The sequence below is a fragment of the Paenibacillus sp. UNC496MF genome (genome assembly GCF_900113915.1).
Classification (GTDB): Bacteria; Bacillota; Bacilli; order Paenibacillales; family Paenibacillaceae; genus Paenibacillus_Z; species Paenibacillus_Z artemisiicola.
Genome location: NZ_FORE01000014.1, coordinates 101453 through 126346, shown reverse-complemented (window position 1 = coordinate 126346; position 24894 = coordinate 101453). Strand labels below are relative to the sequence as shown.

The window sequence follows — 24894 nt, the reverse complement described above, 5'->3', positions numbered from 1 at the left end:
GAACCGTACCCTAAGTGACGGCGAAAAAACTTTCCTATGCCGCTATGTCCAAAGATATCCCTTTCATCCCAGAAGCTATTGCCCGGAGGTCGAAATGATAGCATTCAGGCTGTCTTCCTGGTACTTTTGCTTGTCTATGCCAGAGAAAACGGCAGTATAATAAACGTCGTCCTGCTTCCACAAGTAATAAGGAAAATTCACTTCGGTGCCGGATGGGAAGTAAACATGGTTATTGTCCTCATAAGCCGTAATTTCGACGCCGCCGAGCTCGAGTTTCCGAGTGAGAGAGAGCTCGGACGCATTAAAAAGCGGATCTTTACTCTGATAAAGCAATAAAGTATCGTTTATATCGTAGCTGGAGGAATCGTTCGGTGCGGAATAGGTCGTCCACAGAGCGTCTGTCGCTTGTCTGAACGCATATCCCGTATTCTGATCGCCGGCTCTAAGCATTATCGAACCGCTCAATTGAAGTCCGTACAATTCCAACGGGATTTTCACCTTAAAGCCGAGAACGTTCTTCGCCGCAAGCAAATCCTCCTCGTCATAAAGGGGAAATGAATTTCCTTCCCCATCGTAACGGACATGCTGAACTTGCTGCGGGAAAACAAAGGATTGTACCATTTTTGCAAGCTCATCTTGCGACATGTGCTCGCTATAATAATCGATTGCGTACGATACACCGCCATCCTGCCAGTAGAAGCTTTTGCCCGTTTCGGGCCTTTGTTTGTAGCGCCTCTTATCGGTGAATAGAATGCCTTTGACATCGCTGATCGTCACGGCTTCCTGTCGGTATTTGGGAGTCTCGTTCGCACGTTGGAAATGAGCCCCCCGCAATTGATTGTGCTCCAACAAATTGCCGTTGCCCTTGGAAGCTTTAATCTCTATGGTTTGTTCATTTTTTTGGCCAAAGTTGGCTACGAAAGTAATGGAGGCTACATCAATAAGATCGGCATCGTTGGGACGGGTGAAATTTCTATAATATAATACATTCTCAAACCGATAACCTTCTGGAAGATAGTCAGGCACTTTAAAGGCATATTTCGGAAAATCGAGTGCGCGGCCGAGACTATGGAACCATCTGAACGAATCATTGTATATCGGATATAGATCCAAACCAAGGTTTGTTGCTTGGGCGGCAACAGCCGACTCGGTACCCTTCCGGGCATCTGTCGCATTCGTGAGCAAGATGGAGCTCAAGACAAGAACGAAGAGAATAGCAGCGGCAGATAGTTTGTACGAATCTTTCTTAAACTTGGCGATCATCATGATTCTCCGTTTCGCTTCATGTTTGCCGTCCCCGAAATGCGATAGGTTGATTAGAGGAGAGAACTGTCGGGAGAATAAGCGCGACAGCATGAGCAAGGTCATGCCATAGGACCTAGCTTCATGCTCGCCCAGCGCTTCAAGAACGCTTGAGTCGCAGGCCACCTCCTGGTCGACCTTCATCTTTCTTAGGGAAAGCCACACAAAAGGGTTATACCAATGAAGCCCTATGGAGAGAATCCACAGGGAGTTGAACCATAAATCTTTACGTTTGTAGTGAATCAGCTCATGCATCAGGATGTGGGTCAGCTGAGTTGAATCGGCGATTGTACCGATATCTTCGGGCAAATAAATCCTCGGCTTCCACAAGCCATAGAGACAAGGGCTGCCAAGACGGCTTGTTTCATAGGCGACTATCCGTTTTTTAATGTTAAGCTTCCGTTTGCACGCCTCAAGAACGGCGAGTACTTCAGCGTCCTCGATCGGTAGGGAGTTTCCGACTCTTCCGCGGAATAACAGTATGCTAAACAGGTAGTATCCTCCCAAGCATAGAAGCCCTGCAAGCCATATTAACGAACCAATCGATAGCCAAGTTAGTCCGTTCGCGGTCCTTGGGGAATAGTCTTGAGAAGAATGTGTTATGGCTGAAATTCGTGGTACGTCCCCCCGGTTCGGGGCGAGCTCGGGAAGCTGTTTTTTTCCATCAAAATCATTTGATTGAACTTCCGAGCCGGCACCTGTCTCAGTAAAGGGAGCGGGCTGCCTACTCGTCTGACCTAAATTCCATTCCATCAGGGAAGATTGCGGCATCACATTAAACAGGCTTATAGGACTCTGTGGAGCAATGGGAACCAGAAGTTTAATCAACATCAGAAACCACAATAGATGAACGACTCTAGGCTTAAGGTACTTGTGTAACAGCCTCCGGATCAAGAGCAGGATCAATGCGATTACCGTCGATGCCAGTGACGCAGCGAACAGAAGAGAGAAGACCGATTCCAGAACCTTCATGGCTTCTTCTTGTTCTCCAAGATTTGTTGAAGCGCCTCAATATCTTTCTCCGAGAGGTTCTCTTCTTCGAGAAATTTCGCGCATAGCATCCCTACGGCTCCTTTATACACCCTATTCAGGAATGAACGGTTCTCGGCTTTTAAGTATTCTTCATGCGAAACCAGCGGATAGTAGAGGTAGTTCCGGCCGGATTTTTCGAATCGAATCGCTTTTTTCTTGTGAAGCCTATTCAGGAAGGTTTTAATCGTCTGATCGGACCATTGCATTTGTTGGGATAATTTAACGATTATCTCGCTGGCGGACAAGGGCTCCTTGTGCCAGAGAAGCTTCATGACTTCGCTTTCAGCCTCGGTAATGTGCGGGGACTCGAGCATCCTATTCACCCTTCTCGACCTTCTGTTTACATTCGTAAACGATATTGCCAGATTACAGATGTAAACGTAACTTGTCAAGCATAAAATGTACTCTTGTAGTTACGAACCTATTCTTAGCCGATGCCCCCGTTAAGCTGAATCTTATCACAAATAACGGCAAGTTCCTGCGAAATTGAGGCGCTCGTTTTTGTTCAAACACCAATTATTCGTTTTACAGGAATTCTAACAGGACAAGATAGTGCAATAAAAAAAAGAATCGACAGCCAGGGCAGGTCTGCCGATTTCTCGTTTATAAAGGAAGGAAATAAGCTAAAAACGGTGCTGTGGAATTGAAGCCATTTACAAAGAGTGCTGAAGCAACCATTCATACAATTTCGGATTCTCATACGTTTCCGTCCAAGAGTCATGATCAGCATCCGGGTAAACGGTCAATTTCACATTGCCACCAATAGCTTGTAATGCTTCAACCATATTCTCCGATTCAGAAATAGGCACGACTTTATCTTGAGCACCGTGAAAGACCCACACCGGCGTTTTCTTTAATGCCTCGACTCGCTTTGGATTGCCTCCCCCGCAAATCGGAACGATAGCAGCGAATCTGTCAGGATGAATGGCTCCTAACTGCCATGCCCCATAGCCTCCCATGCTTAGCCCCGTCAAATAAACCCGGGTCGCATCGACATTGTGACTCATAACGATCTCATCAAGTAGGAGTATCAAGGCATCCATTTCGGCGCCCCAAAAAGAATCTTCCGGACACTGCGGAGACACAGCGATGAACGGGAAATCGGTTTGTTGTTGTACGATCTTGGGGATTCCGTGAATGGCTACTCGCTCCACGTTGTCACCGCGTTCGCCGGAACCATGTAGAAACAAAATCAGAGGCCACTTTTTAGTAGAATCTTTCTCATAGCCGTCAGGAATATGCAGCAAAAAGTTTAAAGATACCTTCTTCAGAATTTCTTTCTCCATCCGACGGGCAGTTTGCGTCATCTAACATTCTCCTTACCAAAAATTTCTTTATTTCCTTTATTGTAACACATTCAAGGGGGCTTGTTCTTGAAAAGCGAACTTGATTGGCAGAGGACCTTTATTAAAATAAACATTCCTGTTAAGGCTAAGAAATCACCTTTGTCAAAAAAGGAGCGCCTCGGTATGATGGGTTTGTCCAAGGGTAATTACCCAACACCATCAAGGAGGCGCTCTTATCATGAAGTTTAAACAATCAGAAGCACAAAATCAACGAGTCGAACGAATTACGCCCTCGCATTTAATTGTAGGGATCGACATGGCAAAAGAGACTCATGTGGCACAGGTTACAAATTATCGTGGGATTGTACTGACGAATCGGCATCTATCATTCAGCAACACCATAGAGGGGTTTGAAAAGCTGCAGCGGTGGATGGAAGGTATTCAGCAAAAGCACCGTTTAAGTCAGGTAATCATAGGCATGGAGCCGACAGGCCACTATTGGTGGAACCTAGCCAACTGGCTTACACATAAAGGGTTGCAAGTGGTCTTAGTTAATCCAGCAACAACAAAACGCAATAAAGAAAACCGTGACAACTGCCAATCGAAGAGTGACCCAAAAGATGCGCTTGTCATTGCAGATGTAGTAAGCCGAGGCTACTACTATGAACATACGAAAAAGACTCAAGTATTTCAACGCCTGCGAACACTGATGAGCGATCGAGAGTTTTGGGTTGCCAATAGCGTCCGGCTACAAAATCGCATTATTCGGTGGCTGGATATCCGGTTTCCTGAGTACAGTTCGGTTTTTAAGGATTGGACCGGCAAACGTTCAATGGCTACTTTGAAGGAATTCCCTGCACCTGTGGACCTTGCAAACTGGTCAGTACCAGAGATCATAGTGATCTGGAAAAAGCATATGCAAAGGGCAGGCGGTACTACAGGCACTCAAAAGGCGGCTGAGCTAATTGCGCAAGCTAAGCGGAGTGTGGGAGACGTTACAGCTTTAGCCGTAGCAAAGCTAGATTTGGCACGTTTAATCTCAGAGTATGAACGAATTACGGAGATGTTAGCAGACATCGAAAAGCAGCTTCACGTATTGTTAGGTGAGATACCCATGGCCATTCAGATGCGTTCCATAAAAGGCCTTGGATCCATCTTCGTTGCGGCTATCTTAGCAGGTGCAGGTGAATCTTAGGCAGTACGCACATGGGCGTCAGTTACTGCGCAAAGCCGGTCTGAATTTGGCTGAAAGCACATCGGGGAAGAGGAAAGGTCAGATCGTTGTCTCCAAACGAGGGGACTCCAGTTTAAGAAAATATCTGTATTTGGCGACAATCCAGCTCATTGGAATTAATCCGGTCTTTCAAGAATTACATCGACACAATGTTCAAGTAAAGCACATGAAAAAGCAACAGTCTGTCTTTAAACTCGTGGGTAAAGTAGCGCGAATTTTGATCGGTATGGTCCAGCGCGTAGAAACATTCTCTCCCGAAAAGGCCAGCCATCTCGTTTCACAAGCAGCATAGGGCATTGATCGATCACGTATATTGACTCATTCGCGGGATTTTGAAAAAGAAAGCACGGAGAACCGAGTTACTGCCCGAAAAGGGCTCAGACCCGTCCGCTAAACGCAATCGGTCTCCACACCTTGGATAAGTATGACGATGGAATGTGAGGGCCTAGACCCGTCGAGCCATGGGATGGTAAACACCAGGGCACTTGTGGAGTTTGCGTGCAGTAGAGTTAGGCAGAAAGGAATGGCTGAAGCAATTCCTTTGTTCCCGCATACCCAGTTACTGGGCTAACGGCATCCGCCCATAGCTTTCTCCACCTCCATATCTATTTCAAGGTGATGAAATCCTGCGAATGAGTGAGTATATGTGAGATAAACCCTTAAAACCGAGGGACGGGCAGTATAGCTCAATGGATTGTCGAAAAATATAGCGATTTGCTTCATAATATTTGGTATGTAGGTGATCGTGTTGGGTACCCCATTTCATTTCCTGCGTCCTTCTTACAAAGGAGATGAATTGCATTGAAGATCCAAACATATAATCGGCCTTGCATCGAACTGTTGCATGGTCATCCTGCTATTGAGACTTTCATAGCATTGCCAGACTGTTTCATGCTAAGTTCGTGAAACAAATCCCAGGCATCCTACTGTATAAGTTGACCATAAGGTACTCATTTTGAAGCAAAATCGTTTGTATGTGTCGCTTCGTGAGATTGCATTACTTATGCATGCCGGAGTGCGCTATGATTCGGCTACTCACACGGTTGCAGTCACCTATGGCGAGCACTCTGCCGCGTAGTAGCCCTTCGCTACGCTAACGAGCAGTGTAGTTCCAATATGTGGTATTATATGATGCAGGAATGGGGGGGATTTTGATGAGTAGAAAGATAGTATTCGTCCTATTTCTTATTTCATTTTTATTAACTGATCTTGTACTAAGAAACCAAGCATTGATATTTTCGATGCAGTAGGAAAAACTGAGGTTTCTTTTAAAAATCTTGATGGAATCGCTTCAACAGCATCTTCGTTTGACGGTAAAAAAGATGTTAAATTCAGACTTATGATTGAGGAGAATCTTACAGAAACTGAAGCAACTAAATTATTCAGACGCATAATGGATACTATTGCCGAGTTTTCGAATCGTCCAGATGTCTGGGATTATTACAATGGTTGGTTACTTTGATATCAATAATTATGATTATGGTGTTATTTATGAAGGAACAAAGCTGATTGGTGAAGATTTAAAGGTCCAGTCGAAATGAAATTCTATTCCACTAACGGGACACGATAGAACGAAAATAAGGGAAGGTGACTTGAAATGCAGCAAGCAATCGTTGTGAATTACACATCCGAAAAGAGAAACAACCTGGATGAATTAAATAAATTGCTTGAGAATGGGTGGAAAGTAATAAACCAAAGACCGATGGGTGGTCAATGTGGTGCCGCTGTTTATTCATTAGTCATTCTCGAGAAATAGCTAATGTTCATTGAGCTAACGGGACACGATTGTTGAATATTTCTCTTCCCGTGTTATACGATCCAGTCATTGTCGCTTTTGATACAAAATGGAGGGCGCGAACGGAAAGCGAACACTGGGCGCAACTTATCGTGCGGAGGAAGCGTATATTTGATTGGAAAAGGAAATTTCTGGGGGTGGATGAAGTCAAACGGCACCTTTTACTGGTATTGGTTATCGTTGCAGCTGCTGGCACAGCATTCCTTATTAATCATAGGAACACGGGCATTTCGGCGAACGAAGCGGAGCGAATTGCTCTTCATCAAGCCGCGCAGGACGGTTACGATAACGCGAAGCTTTGGACGCGTTTTCAAACAGAAACCAAGACGAAGTACTTCTACTCGGAGACCGATCGGAAAGATGTGCTTGTATGGGAGATCGAAGTTGACGCTGCCAATAACCCGCCGATCAAGAATGCGCCTGCCGTCATTTATTACATCAAGATGAATGACGGTTCGGTCGTGAATACAATCAAAGGCTTGACGCGAGTGGGCATGGATCTACATGTCAGCCATACGGAGGTTAGAGAAGGGAAGTATTATTTCAAACTAACTAATAACGGGAACATGGTATACACGATAGTATCGATCGAACCAGCCCTGAATTCGAACCTCCAAACCGAAGCGATCCGTAAGTTACTTCCAAAAATCAAATTTCAGAAGACGATTCCTCCGCACACCGAGCTCTCCGTCGATGAATCATTTGCATCTGATCCGCAATGGCCGACGAATAAACAAGATATCATCATTGGATTTATCATCCAGACCCAAGAAGAGTCCTTACCTTCACTGATCGTGGACGATCGATATCTGCCTGTAGCTGAGGTTCCGTGAAAGCCAGTCGGCCAGCAAAAGGGAAACACTTCTACACGAAGGCAGCCGGCCAGAAACGATCGGCTGCCTTCGCTCAACTAACGGGCAGGATTGTTGAAGAGGAAATTCATGGATATCCAACGAATATAGTAAGATAAGATTTAAGCTAAAAATGAATGGAGGACCAGGAAGTGAGATCTTTTAATTCTATTGTTGTATCTTTACTAATAATTTCTGCCGTTATAATGATTAATGGTTATGTGCAACTCAATAACTCCGTTGTGTGGGGAATGGATAAGGCAAATACCTATATGCGAGAACAAATGGGGGGGAGTATGGATACAAATCAATTCAATATAATGTTGCAAAATTTTATTGATCAATTGAAATGGAAAGGAAGTATCTTATTAAGCCTTAGTGGAATTTTATTTATCACTTGTATCTTTAGTTTATTATTTAAAAACAGTTCAAGATTAAACTAACGGGCACGATAGCTGAATGTACACGCAGGTAGCTCTAATCAGAAAGGGGCTGCTGGTTCGTGATCTTATGCGCAGGTTAGTTAAAACAAATTGCGAATATTTTAAGTACGTAGAATAAGAAGTTAGCAGACTAACTGTTTAAAGCTGACGTAAATACTAACGAAAGGACTAATAATGAAAAACTCAATAAATAAATACTTATACCGTACAGGTTTGGCTATTGCTGCTAGTTATGCTATCTACATACTTCTTACAGGTTTGCTTGAGAAACCTAAATATCTTCTGCTCGTCTATAACAGAACAATAAACTATGATGTTCCAATTGAAGGACTCGAAGATCCAAAACATAGGATAAATATAGTTACAAATGGGATGCCAGAGATTGAAGTAAGAGTAAATGTTTCTTCTGCACCTTTATATGTACTAATCAGAGAGAAAAAACACGATATCGAATTTGTAACAGACAAAATAGATAATTTAAATGACTTTCTTAAGTATGAAATCAGGTAATTTGAGGATCACTTCAAATAGGTTAGCAACATCATATCCCACTGCATTCATCGCGGCTCTCGTTAATTCATTACGCTCCCTCGAAATGATTCAGTTTCCTCACTCAGACTCATGAATTCGCAGGATTTCACCCTTTGATGATGATGGAAGAAGAAGATATGCTGGAGCTTGATACCTTGATGAAGTGAAAGGGCATGCGTAAATAAAGGTGAGGAAACCTTCACCCACATTGTTCCATTTACGCACGTCTCCACTTCGCCTTAGCGATTTTCGCTCCCATGTCTCAACGGGTCATAGCCCTTTCATTCCTTCGTCACATCTAACTAAGGGGTGGAGGTCGGTTTTTCTAACGGAACGGGTCCGAGCCCTTTTGCGTAACGTCTCCCGATACTCCGTGCTTCTTGTCATCCTGCGAATGCTTGAGCTGGTGAGGTACGAGTGGTCTTAAGCTGCCTGAAGGAACACTCGAGTTGAATCGTAAGCCTCGCTATTCTTAGCTAAGCCAACTAGCAAACGCGCTACTTTACTACATAACTTCATGATGGATTTCATTTTCTTCAGCTTCTTGATTTCCACATTGTAACGGTGCAAAGCCCGGATTTCCGGGTTTGTCATGACCATGCACATCGTCATGAGATAGAGGAAATGGCGCAGGCGTGGCCGCCCCCGTTTGCTAAGCACCATCTTTCCTCGCCACTTCCCAGAACTGGCCTCAGCAAGATTCAATCCAGCATGCCGCAACAGCGCATTTCCGTGCGAATAACCACTTAGATCACCGGCCTCACCAAGCACACCAGCTAGACTCGTTGCACTCACGCCCCGTATTTCAAGCAGCTTTTGTGCGTAAGGAATGCGCCCAAGAATAAGATGGAGCTCGCGTTCGATCTGTTCAAGTTGGCACTGGGCCAGGTCGTATTCTTCAAGCAAATGCCTCAGATGAAGCTTGTAAGCATGGAGTGCCTGGGTGGTTCCAACGCTAGATTTAGCAAGTAAAATGAGAAGTTCAGCACGTTTAACGCCAGCATGACGTTTCACGTATTGCTTCCAGCCGTCGAGGATTTGCTCGGTGTTTAACCGACTAATTTCTCCAGGCAAAGGGAAGAGTCTGAGCTGGTGCAGGTTAAGATTTTAAAGACCTGGCGCAGTTCGGGAAAGACAATGTCTACCCAACGATGAATCTGATTAACCGCGGCGTTGAGGCGCTTGGTAACCGTTTCTCGGTTTGCCATGAGAATTCGCAATTCTTCAAACGCTTCCGGATGAAAACGAACAGGAGAGTAATACCCGTTTTTAATCATATCTGCAATGACAATGGCGTCCTTACGATCGCTTTTAGAAGGTGTATTGTCCCGGTTTTCTTTATTCTTTTTGACTAAATGTGGATTAACCAAAACAGCTTCAATACCTTGTGTGGCCAGCCACCGTGCTAGGCTAAACCAGTAATGCCCGGTGGGTTCCATTCCAACGATGACATTGCTCAGTTTGTGAGTGTTGAGCAGATCTTGAATCCAACGTTCGAATAACTTGAACCCTTCACGATGGTTACCGAACTCGAGTGGAGTCCCCAAAGCAATGCCTCGAAAGCTAACGGCGCGGGCCACATGGACTTCTTGGGCGATATCTACGCCGATGACAAGGTGAGAAACGGTAATGTTTTCAATGCGTTGATTTTGCTTATCCTGTGCTTTAAAATTCATAGTAGAGCGACCTCCTGATGGGCTTTTTGAGGCTTTTGACCTCGTGCGTAACCCCATCGTACAGAGGCGCTCGTTTTTGTTCAAACGCCAAATTATTCGTTTTACAGGAATTCTAACGGGGAACGATAGCTCAATCATGACACGACGGCAACCGGCCTCATACGCTCGGTTGCCGTCGTTGCGCTAACGGAAAGGATAAATTAAAGTTGTTTCTCAATATTAAGCAAACAGAGATTTTGCTTAGTTGGTAGCTGATTTGCAGTACCTTCGTAATTGGCTGACCCTACGTTAACATTCGACTGCTATGCTGTGAGCGGGAGCGTCATGCTTATCCCGTTCTTTGACTTGCGTGGAATCGCAACAATTGCGGATTATCCAAGCCAGTGAATTTAAATCAATAGATATGACGATTAAGCACGGATACGCGCCAATTATCGGTAAAAGAAGGTGGCAGCTATCAAATCTTGGTTTTCGAGCCGAAGTCTACGCGTGGGGAAACGAACGGAACGCGGACGTCTCTTTCGAAAAAATCTGGCGATTGTGCTGTTCATCTCCAGCGTACCGATGGCGCTAATTGCCTTCAGCACGTATTTGATTAGTTCGAAGCAAATCGAGCGGGAAGTCGATTATACGCATCAGCTTCGACTGATTCAGACGGCGGATCAGCTGAAGGAACAATTCGGTCAGGTAGAAATCATCGTCAATCAATATGCGCAGCAGGATTTGTTTCAAAATCAGCTGAATCACGAATCATATCAGGATAATTTTCGCCTGGCGCAAAATATGTTCGAGTTGCTTACGCGCCTTAACTCTGCCGATCGGATGATCAAGCGGGTTCAATTGTATGACAAGCGTGATGATACGCTGATTTCACCCGATGAAGGTGCTAGGGCCATTGTGAACCGACAGGATCGGGATAAGTATGCCGCGCTGCTGGATTCCGGTGAAGGGTTCTACTGGAAGTTCGGCGTCACTTCGAACCCCGACGCCCCGCTGACGTCGATGACACTCATTCATAAGCTGCCGGTGATCGCCACGGATCCGTATGGCGCATTCATCATCGACCTGGATCCAGAAGAAATGAACAGCCTGCTTCGCGTCTTAAATCCCGAGAATTCAGGCGCGGCGTTTATTTTGGACGATCAGATGAATTGGATCGCAAACGGCGCGGCGTCGGCCAGTCCACTTGCCGCCGCATTGCGTGATGAGATGGCGAAGGGCAAGAACGCCGGAGCATCATCGTTCAGATTCGATTGGGACGGTCAGACGTATGCGGTCGGACAGTACGAGATGCCGAAGGTAGGCTTGAAATTCATAACGGCGACACCACTTAGTCTGCTGAGCCGGCCGACCATCCTTTTATCCCGGTTGATGATCGTGGCCAGCTTCGCCGGGCTGGTCATCGCCTTCCTGTTATCCTGGGTTGCGACCAACCAACTGTATCGTCCGATCAACAGGCTAGTGGGTTTATTTCGCAGCAAGCGGATCGGATCGGTATCGCATGACAGCAGGGATGAGCTCGCATTTATCGAGAAGCAGTGGCAGCATTTGACGTATGAGAGCCGGGAGTTTCAGGAGCGGTTCGAGAACAGCCTGCCGGCGCTTCGCAACGCGTTTCTTATTCAGTTCGTGGACGGTCAATATTATGCCATGTCGGAGCAGGAAATTCGGAAGCGGATGGAATCGTACGGCTGGAAGGTCGAAAGCAGAAGCTTCTCTTTCACCACCATCGAGCTGTTCGACCTTTCGGGGCAGGAAAACGGCTTCTCGGACGGGGATGATAAGCAGCCGATTACTTTTGCCGCGGCCAATATCGTCGAAGAGCTGCTGCGCAGCCGTGATCAGGACGTGAGCGTGGTTAACATCCAAGGCATGTCGCTGGGCATATTCCTAGCCTTCGAAGGGGTCGGGAACAAGGAGCAGCTGAAGGTGAAGCTGATACAGCTTTCCGAGGAGATCATCCATTACCTGTACACGATGCTGAAGGTGAACGTCACGATCGGCGTGGGGAAGTTGACCGATCAGCTGAAATCGATTCCGGATCTGTATGCGCAGGCGAGGAAGGTGCACCGCTTCCGCGACCTGGATGCTGTCAATCAAATAATCGATTTAGACGGCTGGACGGAAATCGATTATGACGGCTTTACCTATCCGATGACGGCCGAGAAGGAGGTTTTGCAGGCACTGCGCACAAGCGATACCGGGGATACGATGCGTCTGATCGAATCATTCATTGCGGAGCTTCACGCGAACTCCACCCAGGAATTCTACGTGCTACAGGGGATGCAACAATTGCTGGGCAGCATCCACTATACCCTGATTCAATCGGGCTGCAATCTTCATGAAATCTATGGTGTTGGCAATCTTTACGAAGAGCTTGCCGGGCTGCGCAATAGCAGTGATGTGCTGTCATGGTGCCGATCGAGGTTGATCGAACCGTATATGCGCTGGGTCGCGGAGACGCAGGGCATCAAGCTGAAGCAGCTGGTGGAGCAGGTCATCATGGTCATTCACCGCGAATATATGACGGATATCACGCTGGAGTCGTGCGCCGATCTTCAGGGCACGTACATGAAGAAGCTAAGCCTCGGCTTTAAGCAGGTTACGGGCATGAATTTCATTGATTATTTGACCAAGGTTCGTCTGGACAAGGCGAAGGAGCTCTTGCAGGAGACCGACAGCAAGATTCATGACATCGCCGAACAGGTAGGCTACCAGCCATCGTATTTTACGCGCATCTTCAAAAAATACGAAGGCAAGACACCTGGTCAGTATCGCGGGGCATTGGGACAATCGTAAGTGGAGCACAATAGTAGACTGCGGGTGACAGCCTGCGGTCTTTTGTTATTTGCTGGACCCCCAGCCGCGTCGCCGTCTGCGGAGGCGAATTGCCGCAACATTCCGGGATTTCCGGCGATGGGACAAATATTCTTTCGGGATTGTAAAGGTGGAAAACCGGGCAGAGCCGCATAAATAGTAGACTTTCTGGCAGCAAACGAACGAGAAAATATGTCTCCTTGCCGGAAAATTGGTTGCTGCCTACAATCAAACTCGTGAAAGGAGGAGAGGCGCAATCAATCATTCAAAAGCATTCCCGGGCGCAGCCGGGGCAGTCGAACAAAGCAGGACGAGGCGGAAAAAGGCTATCGGCCGGATCATGCGTGACAGGCAGCTGATCTTGCTCGCGCTGCCGGGCGCGGCGTTCATGATTCTATTCAAGTATGTACCATTGTGGGGCTTGATCATCGCCTTTATGGATTACTCGCCGTATAGGGGGCTGCTGCATAGTGATTGGGTAGGTCTGGCTCATTTTCGGCGCTTTTTCGAGAATTCGGATTTTATCCTGCTGTTCCGGAATACGCTGGGCATCAACCTGCTCAGCCTAATCTTCTTCTTCCCGCTGCCGATTATCTTGTCACTGCTGCTCAACGAAGTGCGTAATATGGCGTTCAAACGGTTCGTGCAGTCCATCGTGTACTTGCCTCATTTTTTATCATGGGTTATTATCGCCGGCCTGTGCTTCCTCCTGCTCGGCTCGGAGGGCGTGGTCAACAAGCTCATCGCCGCCGCGGGTATGCAGCAGGTCGACTTTCTCACGAATCCCAAGCTGTTCTGGATCTTGCTGACGGCTCAATCGATCTGGAAGGAAGCGGGCTGGGGCACGATCATCTTCCTCGCGGCGATCGCCGGGGTCGATTCGAGATTATACGAGGCGGCGAGAATTGATGGAGCCGGCCGGCTGCGGCAGGCATGGCACATTACGCTGCCGGCGATCCGGGGCGTGATCGTCGTGCTGTTCATCTTGCGGATGGGCCATATGATGGACGTCGGCTTCGAGCAGGTGTATCTCATGGCTAATGGTGCCGTCGCCGATGTGGCGGATGTTTTCGACACCTATGTCTATCGTTTGGGCATCCAGCAGAGTCAGTACAGCTTCACGTCGGCGGTCGGCTTGTTTAAGTCCGTGATCGGATTCATTCTGGTGCTCCTTGCCAACAGCTTGTCCAAACGTTTCGGGGAGGAGGGCGTGTATTAAGATGAAAGAGCGATGGGGGAGCCGAGCGTTCAATGCCGGCAATCTGATTGTGCTTGCCGTGCTGGCGGCGGTTACACTGTTCCCGATCTACTATGTCTTCGTCATCTCCTTCGTCACCCCGGAACAGTATTACCGCGGCGGCCTGATTTTGTTCCCGGAGAAGTGGACGCTCGAATCGTACCGGTATCTGCTTTCAACCGGCTCGTTCGTCCGTGCGTCGGGAGTCAGCGCGTTTCTCGCGACTGCAGGAACGGCGTGCAGCCTCATTGTGACAGCTTCTTTCGCCTATGCGCTATCCCGCAAGCGGATGCCGTGTAGGAAAACGCTCCTGCTGCTGGTCCTGCTGACGACGCTGCTAAACCCGGGCATCATTCCGCACTATTTGCTCGTGCGAGATATCGGATTGATTAACAGCTTATGGTCGCTCATCGTTCCTTCGCTCACCAGCGGCTGGTACATCTTCTTAATGAAAGGATTTTTCGACAGCGTGCCAGCCAGCCTGGAGGAAGCGGCGAAAATCGACGGCAGCTCCGACATCGGCGTATGGGCAAAAATCATTCTTCCGCTCTCGATGCCTTCGATCGCGGCGGTCGGCTTGTTTTACGCGGTGGGCTATTGGAATACGTTCTTCAATGCGGTGCTGTATATTAACGACGCCGGTAAATATCCGCTACAGGTGCTGCTGCAGAACATGCTGATCGATTCATCCACTGCACTGGGAGGCGACGGGTCCGATCTGAGCCTGGAGAAGCGGATGCCTCCGGAAATGCTGAAGATGGCCGCCGTCATCGTGGCGACCGTACCGATTCTGTTCGTGTATCCGTTCCTGCAGAAGCATTTTACCAAAGGCGTCATGCTGGGCTCCGTGAAGGAGTAGCCGGCAGCCCTATTACTATAGATGAGTCGATAACAAGGAGGATGTTCATGAAATCGGTAGGACAGAAATGGCTGCTTCCGCTGCTTGCGTTCGTGCTTCTGGCGGCCGGCTGCGGCAAGGAAGCTGGAGATGATGCGGCTTCGAACAGTAATGCTTCAGGTACCACGGCTTTGGACAATGCAACCTCAGGTGCTACAGAGGACAAGGTCACGGAAATTACGGTCATGTCACCTTATTATCAACCGGAGCCTTTCGCCGACGACAACGTGATCAAGCGGGAATACGAGAAGCGCACGAACATGAAAATGGACGTCACCCTCATCTCCAGCAATAATTACGAGGAGAAAGCGAACGTTACGCTCGCATCTGGGGATATTCCGGATCTGATGGTGCTGACGGATCCCTTCACCCCGAACGTGCTTACTATGATGGAGCAGGGCGCCTTCTGGGATATTACGCCATACATTAAAGATTACCCGAATTTGGCGGCGTATCCGGCGGACATCTGGAACAATACGAAGGTTAAGGGCAAGAACTATATGATTCCGCGCGTGCGCGCGCTTGACGGTGACAGCTTCCCGATTATTCGCCAGGATTGGCTGGACAAGCTCGGACTGCCGGTTCCGCAGACGCTGGACGATTTGTATAACGTCATGGAAGCCTTTACCGAGAAGGACCCGGACGGCGACGGACAGAAGGATACGTACGGCTTTACGGGAAGCGTGGACTCGGATGCGATGGGCAACTTCGTCATCTTTCAAAACCTGTTCAATAACGCCAACGGCAAATGGAAACTCGATGGTGACAAGCTCGAAGATACCGATTTGCTGCCGGGCACACGCGACATGCTGGTTTACCTAAACAAGGCATTCACCGAAGGACTGATTCCGAAGGATTTTGCCCTCATGAAGACGTCGCAACACGAGGATCAGTTGAAATCGAACAGGGCGGGCATCTTCAACAATACGCTCAACAACATCAACAACATTGGGGTCGACCTGGTGAAGGTCGCACCTGACGCGCAGTTGATGTCGCCGCTCTATATGATCAGCCCGAACGGCGCGAAGATGTCGATCAAGGGTACGGGGATGGCCGGCGCGCTCGTCATTCCGAAGAAGACCGTGTCCGAACAGAAATTGAAGGCTATACTCGCCATGCTCGACTACGGCGGTTCTCCGGATGGCTTGATGCTGAAGAAGGGCTTGCTGGGCGTTCACATCAAGGAAGCGGAATGCGGATACGTGGATTTGCCGCAGAAGCAGCTCGACAACTTCGGCGACATCGGTCAAATCTTCAACGGGTATGACAAATATGGCCGCGTGCCTGCGGCGGGCGCGTTCGTGTCCTGCCAGCAGTATGCGGATATGCAGAAGCTGATCGATGACCGCGCGCAGTACAGCATCGGCAGCCCTGCGGTCGGCTTACAAAGCCCGACGTACAATGAAGTGGGACCGGAATATATGAAGAAGATTCAAGACTTGAAAATCCAGGTCATCATGGGCAAACAGCCGATCGAGTCATGGGACAAGTACGTGAGCGAATTGAAGGCGGATACCAAGTACCAGCAGATTAGCAAGGAAATCAACGAAGCGTATCAAGACCGTTTTGCCAAATAAGTCATTGCGAGGCCGTTTGCCGACTTTGAACGGCAGGCGGCAAGTGCGCCATAAGAGGGGGACTAAGCGGATGAACATGACGTTTCTGGGAACGGGCGCGGCTGAAGGGGTACCGTCTTACTTTTGCCGCTGCACGCTGTGCAGCCGGATCCGGGAGGCGGGCGGACGAAACATTCGCAGCCGAACTTCATTTCGCATTGACGCGCAACACCAGATCGATTTTAGCCCGGATATTTTCTATCAGATGATCAAGCTTGGATTGGACGTATACGACATGGAGCATTTGCTGATCACCCATACGCATAAGGATCATTTCGCCGTCGGTGAAATCATGTCCAAGCTGAACCGTATCGAGCACAACAATCGGCCGCTGCATGTCTATCTGAGCGAGCCGGCAGCCGAATGGAGCGCCAAGCTGCTCGCCGTATACGACCTTGACGCAACGCCCGGCCGGTCGAATTGGGATGGTAAGTTTATCATTCACCCGCTTCGATATTTCGAAAGCTATGATGTCGGAAGGTTGAAAGTAACCACCGTGCCCGGCAATCACTATGGCATGAGCCGGAGCGAGCTTGCGATTAATTATCTTATCGAACTGCCGGATGGCAGGAAGCTGCTGTATGCTTCGGACACCGGCTGGTACACGGAGGCCACATGGCGGTTCCTGGAGGGAAAGTCGGTGGATCTGCTCATTATGGAGTGCACGTTCGGCAATCGCGAAGGGTATCCGAAGTATGCGGATTCTCATCTGGATATCCCCAACTATGCATTGATGCCGGAGCGCATGAAAGAGATCGAATTCGTGCATGAACATACGCGCGTATGGGCGACACACATTAATACGGCTCATCATCTGCTGCACGACGAGATGCAGGCAGAATTCGACCGCTCCGGTCACCGGGTTGTCGTTGCGTACGACGGGCTGGCTATCGATGCAGACGGCATTTGAGCGGCCCTGTACTAATTTCGAGATAAAGGCGGTTACCATATTTGAATACTTTGGCAAATCAACAACGCGTTCTTCGGTTGGAAGGCGCCTATAACGTAAGGGATCTCGGCGGTTACGAAACGAAAGACGGCAGCATGACGCGTTGGGGGCTGCTCTACCGGGCGGACAACCTGCACGCGCTAAGTGAGGGAAGCCGGCAGGAACTTGTGAAGCGGGGGATTGCTACGGTTATCGACCTGAGATACAGCAGCGAGCTGGCCTTGCAGCGGGACGTATTCTCGGATTCAAGAGATGCGGCCTATCATAACGTCAGTCTCGTGCTTGCGAGTCAAGGCGATTATGTGCGCGGCTTGGGAGAGCAATATATCGATCTGCTTGAAGGGGCCAAGGAACCGATTCGACGCGTGTTCGAGCTGTTGGCGGGCTCCACCGAGAACGGTTCGGCGTTGTTTCACTGCAAAGTCGGCAAGGACCGTACGGGCATCATCGCGGCGCTGCTGCTGGAGTTGGCGGGCGTTCCGCACGCGACCATCGCGGAGGATTACGCGCTGACAGCCGGATGCCTCGCTCCCTTGATGGATGAGCTGCGCCAAGACCGTCCGCCGGCGGTGAGCCCGGAAGCGTACGAGGTTCATCTCGGGAGTCCGCCGGAAAATATGATCGTGTTGCTGAATCACTTAAAGTCGGCGTATGGAGATGCAGAGGGCTACTTGAGATCGAGCGGGATAGAGCCTGAACAGATTCAAGCGCTGAAGCAGCGGATGCTTGCAGACTAGATAGATGCGATTGAGGAAAGGGGAGAGATTGCGAATGGAAATGACAGTCATGACCTACAACTTGCGGACGAGCACGTCAAAGGACGGCGATAACGACTGGGTTTACCGTTCTGGTCAGGCGAATCGAATGATTCGGGATCATGAGCCGGTAATCGTCGGCACTCAGGAAATGCGCGCCCATATGCTGGAAGAGCTGCGGCTGGATGAGTTTGCCTGGGTCGGCGAGGGACGTCGGGGAGGCAGCGAGGACGAGCACTGTGCGATCTTTTATAAGAAGGCAGACGTAGCGATGCTTGAGCACGGCACCTTTTGGTTGTCGGAGCGTCCCGGAACGCCTAGTATGGGCTGGGATACTTCGCTGCCCCGCGTCTGCACATGGGCGCATATGCGGTATCTAAGGGACGACACCGAGTTCGTCGTGTTCAATACGCATCTGGATCATAAAGGCGCGCTCGCGAAGGAAATGGGGATCAAGTTGATTTGGAGCCGGATCCAAGAAATGCGCGAACGTAAGCATTTGCCCATCATCCTTATGGGAGATTTCAACTCCACCCCGGGGGAGATCGTGGTTCGCATCATGCGAGGAGAGGCGCCCGTCACGGACGACTTCGTGGATATGCGGGATACATACGCCGTGATTGACGGCCCTGTAGGCACGTCCGCTAATCCGAATTTCTCTGGGAATACGGAGGGCGAGACGATTGATTATATTTTCGTCACGCCAGACATTACTGTTCTCTCCGCCGAGATCGACCGGCGCCGCATCGACGGCAAGTTTCCTTCGGATCATTATCCGGTGGTGGCACGACTGCGGTTGAGTCCAGACATTATTAAGTAGTTAACCAACTAGCGCAGAAGAAAGCGGAGCAATTGTCCACGTCTCTTCTGTGCTTGTTGTTTCCATAGTACCAGTCGAGCCTGATGTGGAGCTTAGAAAGACATAGACTACTTCCTGACGATGATGAAGCAGCCTGCGAGGCTGCTTTTTTGTTTGAACTCGTTTACAACGTACTTCCGATGGATAAGATTGAATCGTTAGACATCGTACTCGACAGCTTCCCCGGTTAAAGGTGTCGGAGCCGATTTCGCTGACATCGCCTTCGGATCAATCGTCCCGAATCAATACGGAGAAGTTATTCATTCGTAGCGTGACCAAGACCGCGTCTGGTTACGATATCGTCATCGCACGGGCGCAGTTTACGCAACCGACACCGACCAGTTAATCGTACAAGCCGGCGGCAAGCGAGTGTCAATCGCTTCGATATCACAAGCGCGCATGGGATCTGGGGAATAATAATGTGTTCTGGGAGCAGACGTATTCCGTGCAAACAACGGATAAGCCGGAATTTCTTCTGTTAACTGGCTTCCACTATATGAAATCTTATCAGAAGACGTTAGCCATTCCGATCGACGCCAACAAATAGAACGTTAATAGGATGCAAGGCGCTAGGTGTACAGCAAAAGAAACGGTTGCCGGTTAATGACCGGCTGCCGTTTTTTTATTCTTATATGATTTTAATAAGCGGCTACCGGCCGGAGCTTATCATCACAAGCACGAATCGATCGAGGCCGACATCAAGCCTAACAGTGCATAGATGCTTGGCATGCAGACCTATATACACAGCAGCGATCTGAGGAAAGCGGCGAGCAGCCGATATGGCTTGGCGCCGACCGTAAACATAGACGAGCCCATCAATATTCTTTCATGACCGGTGTACAGATAAACGAGGGGAAACGACAACCCGTGCAGAATTGAGATGGTTTCATTACTTAACGGACAGACTAACGAAGAATACCCATCAAAATGGGAAAAAATAAACTCGAGGTGGAATTATGAAAAGAATACTGTCCGTGATGTTAGGTAGTATCCTACTAGTTGGTGCTTCAACAGTTCATGCTGATTCGGCACAGAAAAACACACCTTCGAAAGGTTACACTGAAAATACACCGACAAAAAATAGAGCTGAAGCTCGTATGGATGTTAAAGTTACGTATGTCTTAGATGGATACGGAACGAAAGATAAACCTTTCAGTGATGCGTCGTTTAAACCTATTCCTAATGCTCGCTTAATAATCATTGATTGCAATGGAAAAATTGTTGGAAACGGTATAACGGATAGTAAGGGGGAGTGGAGCATGAAAATTAATACTCCTATTGATCGACGATTTCCAACTAAGAATATGGGTATAGTGACTGTTATCGCCGTAGCGGATGGTTTTAACGAATTCATTAATTTTAATGTGCTCGTTAACGAAAATGGAGATGGAGCGGGTAAGGTAGGGATGGTTCTTAGACCGATTATACCCGACTCTCGAAACGAACCATTATTCAATGCCCAATTTCACCGTTTTACGGTATTTGATATGTTGGATTACTATGCAAAGAAAGTTGGACTTGTAAAACAGAAACAGATTCAAGGAGCAGTGGGCTTTGGTGAGGTTGATATGCCATGGAGTGCGACAATTAACTAAAGAAATTTGATACTATTTAGGAGCACATACTTTCACAATGTATTTCCAATGACAAAAACATGAGGTAATTCTAGTTGATTACATAAACTTGATTTCTGATGGAGTTGCACGCGGCTTTACCCGACATGGAATAGCTGGGATGTTCAAAGCCGGTTTCCATGGCAACTGCGGTAATGCTAATAACGGGGTCAAGCAGCAATTGCTCGGCCTATCGTTGCGCAGAAAAGTGATGTATTGCATATAGGAGGTTCGCATAAGGCTATTGAAGACAAAGCTTTTGGAGCTAAGTGAACATACACCAGGCTGGTAAATCTATTTGTCACTTATTTATATCTGACTGGACTGCTTCTTGAACGTAGCAGGGCCTGCTGCAGGAATTTCGATTATGACTCGCGTCCCTGCGGACGGCTGGCTTTTAATGGTGACGTCGTATTGATCGCCGTAAGCAAGCTTAATCCGTTTACGAGAATTTTCGATACCGAAGCCCTTATACAGCTGCTGAAGCTCAGAGGAGGCGCTGGAATTCAGCGTTCTTGCATCGAAGCCTAAACCGTTATCATCAATGATGAAGAAAATGCTGCTGCCTTCGAGATAGGCTGCAATCCGCAGAAGACCGCCAGTCTTCTTCGGGTTCAATCCGTGCAGGATGGCGTTCTCCACGAAAGGCTGCAAAATAAGCTTCATGCAGGCACAGTCAGCTACCTGTTCATCGATGTCCCATTCTACCTTATAATTGGCGTCATAGGTGAACTTCTGCACATTGACGTACTCCCTAATGAGCTGTAGTTCATCCCGAACCCGGATCGTTTCTTTTCCCTTATTCAAGCTCAGCCGGTAGAAGCGGACAAGCGAATCGATGACTCCGTCGAGATCTTTGTATTTCGGCGTGTTCACCGCCCATTTCATAGAGGACAGGGAGTTGTACAGGAAGTGGGGGTTAATCTGCGCCTGGAGAATTTCCATCTCCATCGCTTTCTTCGCAACTTCTGCTTCCAACTGTTTCTCTGTCAGCTTATTAATTCGAGAGATCATCGTGTTCAGCAGCTTGCCGATATCCGCTACTTCATCATGACCTGGCGTATTAAACGTAATATCTGTATTACCGGTATCACGGATATGCTTAATCTTATCCATCAGCTTGTCGAGACGCTTCGTAATGAGATTCGCCAGGAGGAACGAAATAATGGCGACCAGCACAATCGATAATACAATCGTCAGCCGAGTGATATTGCGAATGGAAGCAATTTGATCCGTAATATAGCTCTTCGGATATGAGATTAAAATCGTGGCATGATTAAGCGGTGTCTTTCCGTATACGAGAATATGATCCTTGTCCTTGATCGTGCCGAACCTGCTGCTGGTAGACAGAACGGTGTTGATGGAGCTGTCTGCAATCGATCCATGTCCAAAGCTCGTAAGCACTTGCCGACGCTCGTCGATGTAGATCCCAGCGCATTCCTCGGACAGCTTCAAATTTTTGAATACATCGTCCAGCATTTTGACTGGTATATACATATCGGCAATGCCCAGCAACGAACCGTTATAGCTATTAATGCTTCTTGAGAATGTAAGGATCTTTTCATATTGCTTGTCCGTGCTCCCGGCTTTATCGCGTAGGGTGTAATAACCGAGCTCGCTGTTTTGGTTGACTTTTATCATTGAAGAGGTAGGGAGCCAGGAGAACTGGATCTCATTGTTCAGCAGCTTTTTGTAATTAGGGTTGTCTGCAATTTCATCAATGCTGGCGATGTTTCGATTACCACTCAGCAGCGACTGGTTGGTCGTATAGATCATAATGTCGGCTGACGGCTGAATGAGCCGAAGATTATAGAAGGTTGGATCGATTACATCGATATAGGCCTCGTTTAGCCCTTGAATATCCTGACTGAAATCGGTCATAAGCGCGGTTCGAAGCTGCTTGTTATTAAAGAGGGCATCACTCTCCTTGCGGCTTAAATCCAGCTTATAATTAATATCCTCTGTCACCTGGTTCAGTTCCTTCTCTAGTGAAGATTCGGCCTCTTTAATCATAAAGCCTTCCGACTTTTGATAGGAATATTCGCCGACAACGACGATCGGAACAATAATAACCGCCATATAAACGAGAGATAGCTTATAGCGGAGCTTGAGATTAAACGTAAAATTGCGATGAACTTTCCGAAAGTTGATCATACGACGCCTCGGTCGCGATATTCGAGCGGTGTCATGCCGCATCTTTCCTTGAATACCGTGCTGAAATAGGAATTGTTTTTGTAACCGACCTTCTCAGAAATCTCGTATACCTTCAGTAGCGAGCCTCTTAGCAGCTTCTTGGCTTCCTCAATTCGGATGCCGGCGAGGTGCTCCATGAGCGTTTCACCGGTTTCTTTCCTAAAGATATAGTTCGTATAGCAAGGACTCAAGTACACCTTCGAGGCAATGCTCGGTACAGATAACTCTTCGAAATAATGCCCCTCCATAAAGGCCAGAATTGTATCGATCACTTTCTTGTTTTTCTTGTGATGTTTCGAATTCAAATGAAGGCTGACAGACTCAATCAGGGATTTCAGCCACTGCTGCAGTTCAGGGATCGTGTGCATCTGCGAGATCTTCTCGAAGACAATGAATTCATTATCAAAAATACTGCTTAAGCTTTCGTTCAGCTCGATAAGATGCATCTGGATATAAGAAATGACGCTGATACAAACGAACTGAATGTACTGGCGGTTCATCTCGTCTCTATCATGGTGAAACAGTTCGTCGACGAACTTGCTGATATCGGAGCGCTCGCCGGTTTTGAGTAGATATTTCAATTCGTTCTGTACGGCGACGGCGTTAAACGTGTTGAGTTCATTTGGACTGCTGTCACTGTAGATGTCGGTATAATTGATCGTCTGATTGGCACCAAGATAAGACTTGAATTTTAGCGCATCGCAAGCCTCCTGATAGCGGCGTCCGATTTGTAAGATGTCTGTAGTCGAACTGCTTACGCCGATGGCAAGTTCTAGTCCGAACTGACTGTAAATGCCGCTTTTCAGCTTGTCTGCCAACGCCTCTGTCGTGAAGTCCTTGGCGCTTTCCTCCGAATGATTCAGAATAATCGCGAATCTCGCTTTATCCATCGCGGTGATACAGAAGCTGCTGCCGAGACCCAATTCCATACAAATCTTCTCGATGCACTCGGCGACCTGCATGTGAAGCAGCTGCTTAGAAATTTCGGACGATTCGCCGAGCTTTCCGCCGGAGCTGTCAAGCTCTGTCATCATGACAATGAACTGACCCGGCATCAGGCGTGCGTCAAGGAACTTGTTCTTGTCCCAGACCTCGTGGCTCGATTCGAATTTGCCGATCAGAATATCCTTATAAAATTGCTCTCGCAAAATAGGGAGACTCTCCCTCAGCCGTCTTAGCAAGTCCTCTTCTTCCTTGCGTCGCTCTAACTCGCGGATATGGATGCCGGTCACTTTGCTTACCGTAGCCAGCAGCTCTCCGGAGATAACCGGCTTGAGTACATAGCCCATCGCATCAAGGTCAATTGCAGATTTCACAAAATTAAAGTTATCGAAACAGCTCATAAAGATAACTTTGATGTCGGGGAGGAAGGTACGTATCTCCTCGATCATTTTGAAGCCGTCGAATTGGGGCATGACGATATCCGTGATGATAATATCTGGAAGCAGCTGCCTTGCTTTCTCGATCCCTTCTCTGCCGTTCTCCGCTTCGCCGACAATGTGGATTCCGATGCTGCCCCAGTTGAAAATGTCCCGTATGCCTTCACGTTCTGCTGGCTTGTCGTCAACAATCAATAGTTTGAGCGCATAATGATCCATGACAGACTCCTTCATCACATAATCGAGATAAGTATGACATTACAATTATGAAGCACTCTCATATTAAGAAAGCGCTTTCCTTTTTTGCGAGTTTTCCCTTCACCAGCGTAAGATCAAATCTTTAATGTATTTTGACATAGGAATACAACGGTTTTCAAGTGTTTCTCTTGTTTTATGAAATAACAGAATATGGATGATTTTGGTCAATA

18 protein-coding genes and 2 pseudogenes are annotated in these 24894 nt (G+C 48.0%); 14 read left to right on the top strand and 6 right to left on the bottom strand.

What is annotated here, in order from left to right:
- Window positions 1–75: 75 nt before the first annotated feature.
- The 3 genes from BMZ79_RS24850 to BMZ79_RS24840 form a co-directional block, all read right to left on the bottom strand.
- Window positions 76–2274 (bottom strand): M56 family metallopeptidase, encoded by a 2199-nt coding sequence (locus tag BMZ79_RS24850; RefSeq protein WP_090645417.1) that lies wholly within the window; start codon window positions 2272–2274, stop codon window positions 76–78.
- Window positions 2271–2648, bottom strand: a complete 378-nt coding sequence (locus tag BMZ79_RS24845) for a BlaI/MecI/CopY family transcriptional regulator (protein ID WP_090645414.1) — start codon at window positions 2646–2648, stop codon at window positions 2271–2273. Before BMZ79_RS24845 ends, BMZ79_RS24850 begins: the two co-directional genes overlap by 4 nt.
- 339 nt (window positions 2649–2987) lie before the next feature.
- On the bottom strand, window positions 2988–3641 hold the full coding sequence (locus tag BMZ79_RS24840) for a carboxylesterase family protein (RefSeq protein WP_090645411.1): 654 nt from the start codon (window positions 3639–3641) through the stop codon (window positions 2988–2990).
- Between the two features lie 217 nt (window positions 3642–3858).
- Here BMZ79_RS24840 and BMZ79_RS24835 point away from each other — a divergent pair.
- The 6 genes and pseudogenes from BMZ79_RS24835 (at window position 3859) to BMZ79_RS33765 (ending at window position 8453) form a co-directional block, all read left to right on the top strand.
- Window positions 3859–5146, top strand: a pseudogene (locus BMZ79_RS24835) (IS110 family transposase).
- A gap of 663 nt (window positions 5147–5809) precedes the next feature.
- A complete protein-coding gene (locus BMZ79_RS35660) occupies window positions 5810–5932 on the top strand; it encodes a stalk domain-containing protein (RefSeq protein ID WP_371263790.1) in 123 nt (40 codons plus the stop codon).
- 519 nt (window positions 5933–6451) lie between these two features.
- Window positions 6452–6610 carry a hypothetical protein gene (locus BMZ79_RS34425; protein WP_177222321.1) on the top strand — a complete coding sequence of 53 codons (159 nt, stop codon included), beginning with the start codon at window positions 6452–6454 and terminating at the stop codon, window positions 6608–6610.
- A 50-nt stretch (window positions 6611–6660) separates the two neighbouring features.
- Entirely contained in the window at window positions 6661–7482 is an 822-nt protein-coding gene (locus BMZ79_RS24830) for a hypothetical protein (protein WP_218154775.1), read from the top strand.
- Between the two features lie 170 nt (window positions 7483–7652).
- A complete protein-coding gene (locus BMZ79_RS33770; RefSeq protein ID WP_143089070.1) occupies window positions 7653–7943 on the top strand; it encodes a hypothetical protein in 291 nt (96 codons plus the stop codon).
- 174 nt (window positions 7944–8117) lie between these two features.
- Window positions 8118–8453 (top strand): hypothetical protein, encoded by a 336-nt coding sequence (locus BMZ79_RS33765; RefSeq protein WP_143089069.1) that lies wholly within the window; start codon window positions 8118–8120, stop codon window positions 8451–8453.
- A gap of 444 nt (window positions 8454–8897) precedes the next feature.
- Here BMZ79_RS33765 and BMZ79_RS24825 read toward each other — a convergent pair.
- Window positions 8898–10150 (bottom strand): annotated as a pseudogene (locus tag BMZ79_RS24825) (IS110 family transposase).
- Between the two features lie 489 nt (window positions 10151–10639).
- Between BMZ79_RS24825 and BMZ79_RS24820 the strand changes: the two are divergent.
- The 8 genes from BMZ79_RS24820 to BMZ79_RS33760 all read left to right on the top strand — a co-directional run bounded on the left by BMZ79_RS24820 (window position 10640) and on the right by BMZ79_RS33760 (window position 20876).
- Window positions 10640–12949, top strand: a complete 2310-nt coding sequence (locus BMZ79_RS24820) for a helix-turn-helix domain-containing protein (RefSeq protein WP_143089068.1) — start codon at window positions 10640–10642, stop codon at window positions 12947–12949.
- Between the two features lie 358 nt (window positions 12950–13307).
- The gene (locus tag BMZ79_RS24815) at window positions 13308–14186 is read left to right on the top strand and encodes an ABC transporter permease (protein WP_090645402.1); all 879 of its coding nucleotides are present in this window, start codon (window positions 13308–13310) and stop codon (window positions 14184–14186) included.
- A 1-nt stretch (window position 14187) separates the two neighbouring features.
- Window positions 14188–15063 carry a carbohydrate ABC transporter permease gene (locus BMZ79_RS24810; RefSeq protein WP_090645399.1) on the top strand — a complete coding sequence of 292 codons (876 nt, stop codon included), beginning with the start codon at window positions 14188–14190 and terminating at the stop codon, window positions 15061–15063.
- 47 nt (window positions 15064–15110) lie between these two features.
- Window positions 15111–16679 (top strand): extracellular solute-binding protein, encoded by a 1569-nt coding sequence (locus BMZ79_RS24805; RefSeq protein ID WP_177222320.1) that lies wholly within the window; start codon window positions 15111–15113, stop codon window positions 16677–16679.
- Window positions 16680–16749: 70 nt separating this feature from the next.
- Entirely contained in the window at window positions 16750–17628 is an 879-nt protein-coding gene (locus tag BMZ79_RS24800) for an MBL fold metallo-hydrolase (RefSeq protein ID WP_090645392.1), read from the top strand.
- A 50-nt stretch (window positions 17629–17678) separates the two neighbouring features.
- Entirely contained in the window at window positions 17679–18404 is a 726-nt protein-coding gene (locus BMZ79_RS24795; protein ID WP_218154773.1) for a tyrosine-protein phosphatase, read from the top strand.
- A gap of 34 nt (window positions 18405–18438) precedes the next feature.
- Window positions 18439–19242: an endonuclease/exonuclease/phosphatase family protein gene (locus tag BMZ79_RS24790; RefSeq protein WP_177222319.1), complete on the top strand. Its 804-nt coding sequence runs from the start codon at window positions 18439–18441 to the stop codon at window positions 19240–19242.
- Window positions 19243–20237: 995 nt separating this feature from the next.
- The gene (locus BMZ79_RS33760) at window positions 20238–20876 is read left to right on the top strand and encodes a hypothetical protein (RefSeq protein ID WP_143089067.1); all 639 of its coding nucleotides are present in this window, start codon (window positions 20238–20240) and stop codon (window positions 20874–20876) included.
- Window positions 20877–21203: 327 nt separating this feature from the next.
- Here BMZ79_RS33760 and BMZ79_RS24780 read toward each other — a convergent pair whose 3' ends face one another.
- Together BMZ79_RS24780 and BMZ79_RS24775 are read right to left on the bottom strand one after the other, a co-directional pair.
- Window positions 21204–22973, bottom strand: coding sequence for a sensor histidine kinase (locus BMZ79_RS24780; RefSeq protein WP_218154772.1), 1770 nt, complete (start codon window positions 22971–22973; stop codon window positions 21204–21206).
- A gap of 71 nt (window positions 22974–23044) precedes the next feature.
- Window positions 23045–24685: a response regulator gene (locus BMZ79_RS24775; protein WP_177222317.1), complete on the bottom strand. Its 1641-nt coding sequence runs from the start codon at window positions 24683–24685 to the stop codon at window positions 23045–23047.
- Window positions 24686–24894 lie beyond the last annotated feature (209 nt).

Excerpts from the sequence above, each read along its gene's own strand:
- BMZ79_RS24845 (WP_090645414.1), bottom strand. The coding sequence starts at position 2,648 with ATGCTCGAGTCCCCGCACATTACCGAGGCTGAAAGCGAAGTCATGAAG.
- BMZ79_RS24790 (WP_177222319.1), top strand. The coding sequence starts at position 18,439 with ATGGAAATGACAGTCATGACCTACAACTTGCGGACGAGCACGTCAAAG.
- BMZ79_RS33760 (WP_143089067.1), top strand. The coding sequence starts at position 20,238 with ATGAAAAGAATACTGTCCGTGATGTTAGGTAGTATCCTACTAGTTGGT.
- BMZ79_RS34425 (WP_177222321.1), top strand. The coding sequence starts at position 6,452 with ATGCAGCAAGCAATCGTTGTGAATTACACATCCGAAAAGAGAAACAAC.
- BMZ79_RS24805 (WP_177222320.1), top strand. The coding sequence starts at position 15,111 with ATGAAATCGGTAGGACAGAAATGGCTGCTTCCGCTGCTTGCGTTCGTG.
- BMZ79_RS24775 (WP_177222317.1), bottom strand. The coding sequence starts at position 24,685 with ATGGATCATTATGCGCTCAAACTATTGATTGTTGACGACAAGCCAGCA.
- BMZ79_RS24800 (WP_090645392.1), top strand. The coding sequence starts at position 16,750 with ATGAACATGACGTTTCTGGGAACGGGCGCGGCTGAAGGGGTACCGTCT.
- BMZ79_RS24780 (WP_218154772.1), bottom strand. The coding sequence starts at position 22,973 with ATGGCGGTTATTATTGTTCCGATCGTCGTTGTCGGCGAATATTCCTAT.
- BMZ79_RS24850 (WP_090645417.1), bottom strand. The coding sequence starts at position 2,274 with ATGAAGGTTCTGGAATCGGTCTTCTCTCTTCTGTTCGCTGCGTCACTG.
- BMZ79_RS24815 (WP_090645402.1), top strand. The coding sequence starts at position 13,308 with ATGCGTGACAGGCAGCTGATCTTGCTCGCGCTGCCGGGCGCGGCGTTC.
- BMZ79_RS33765 (WP_143089069.1), top strand. The coding sequence starts at position 8,118 with ATGAAAAACTCAATAAATAAATACTTATACCGTACAGGTTTGGCTATT.
- BMZ79_RS24810 (WP_090645399.1), top strand. The coding sequence starts at position 14,188 with ATGAAAGAGCGATGGGGGAGCCGAGCGTTCAATGCCGGCAATCTGATT.
- BMZ79_RS24840 (WP_090645411.1), bottom strand. The coding sequence starts at position 3,641 with ATGACGCAAACTGCCCGTCGGATGGAGAAAGAAATTCTGAAGAAGGTA.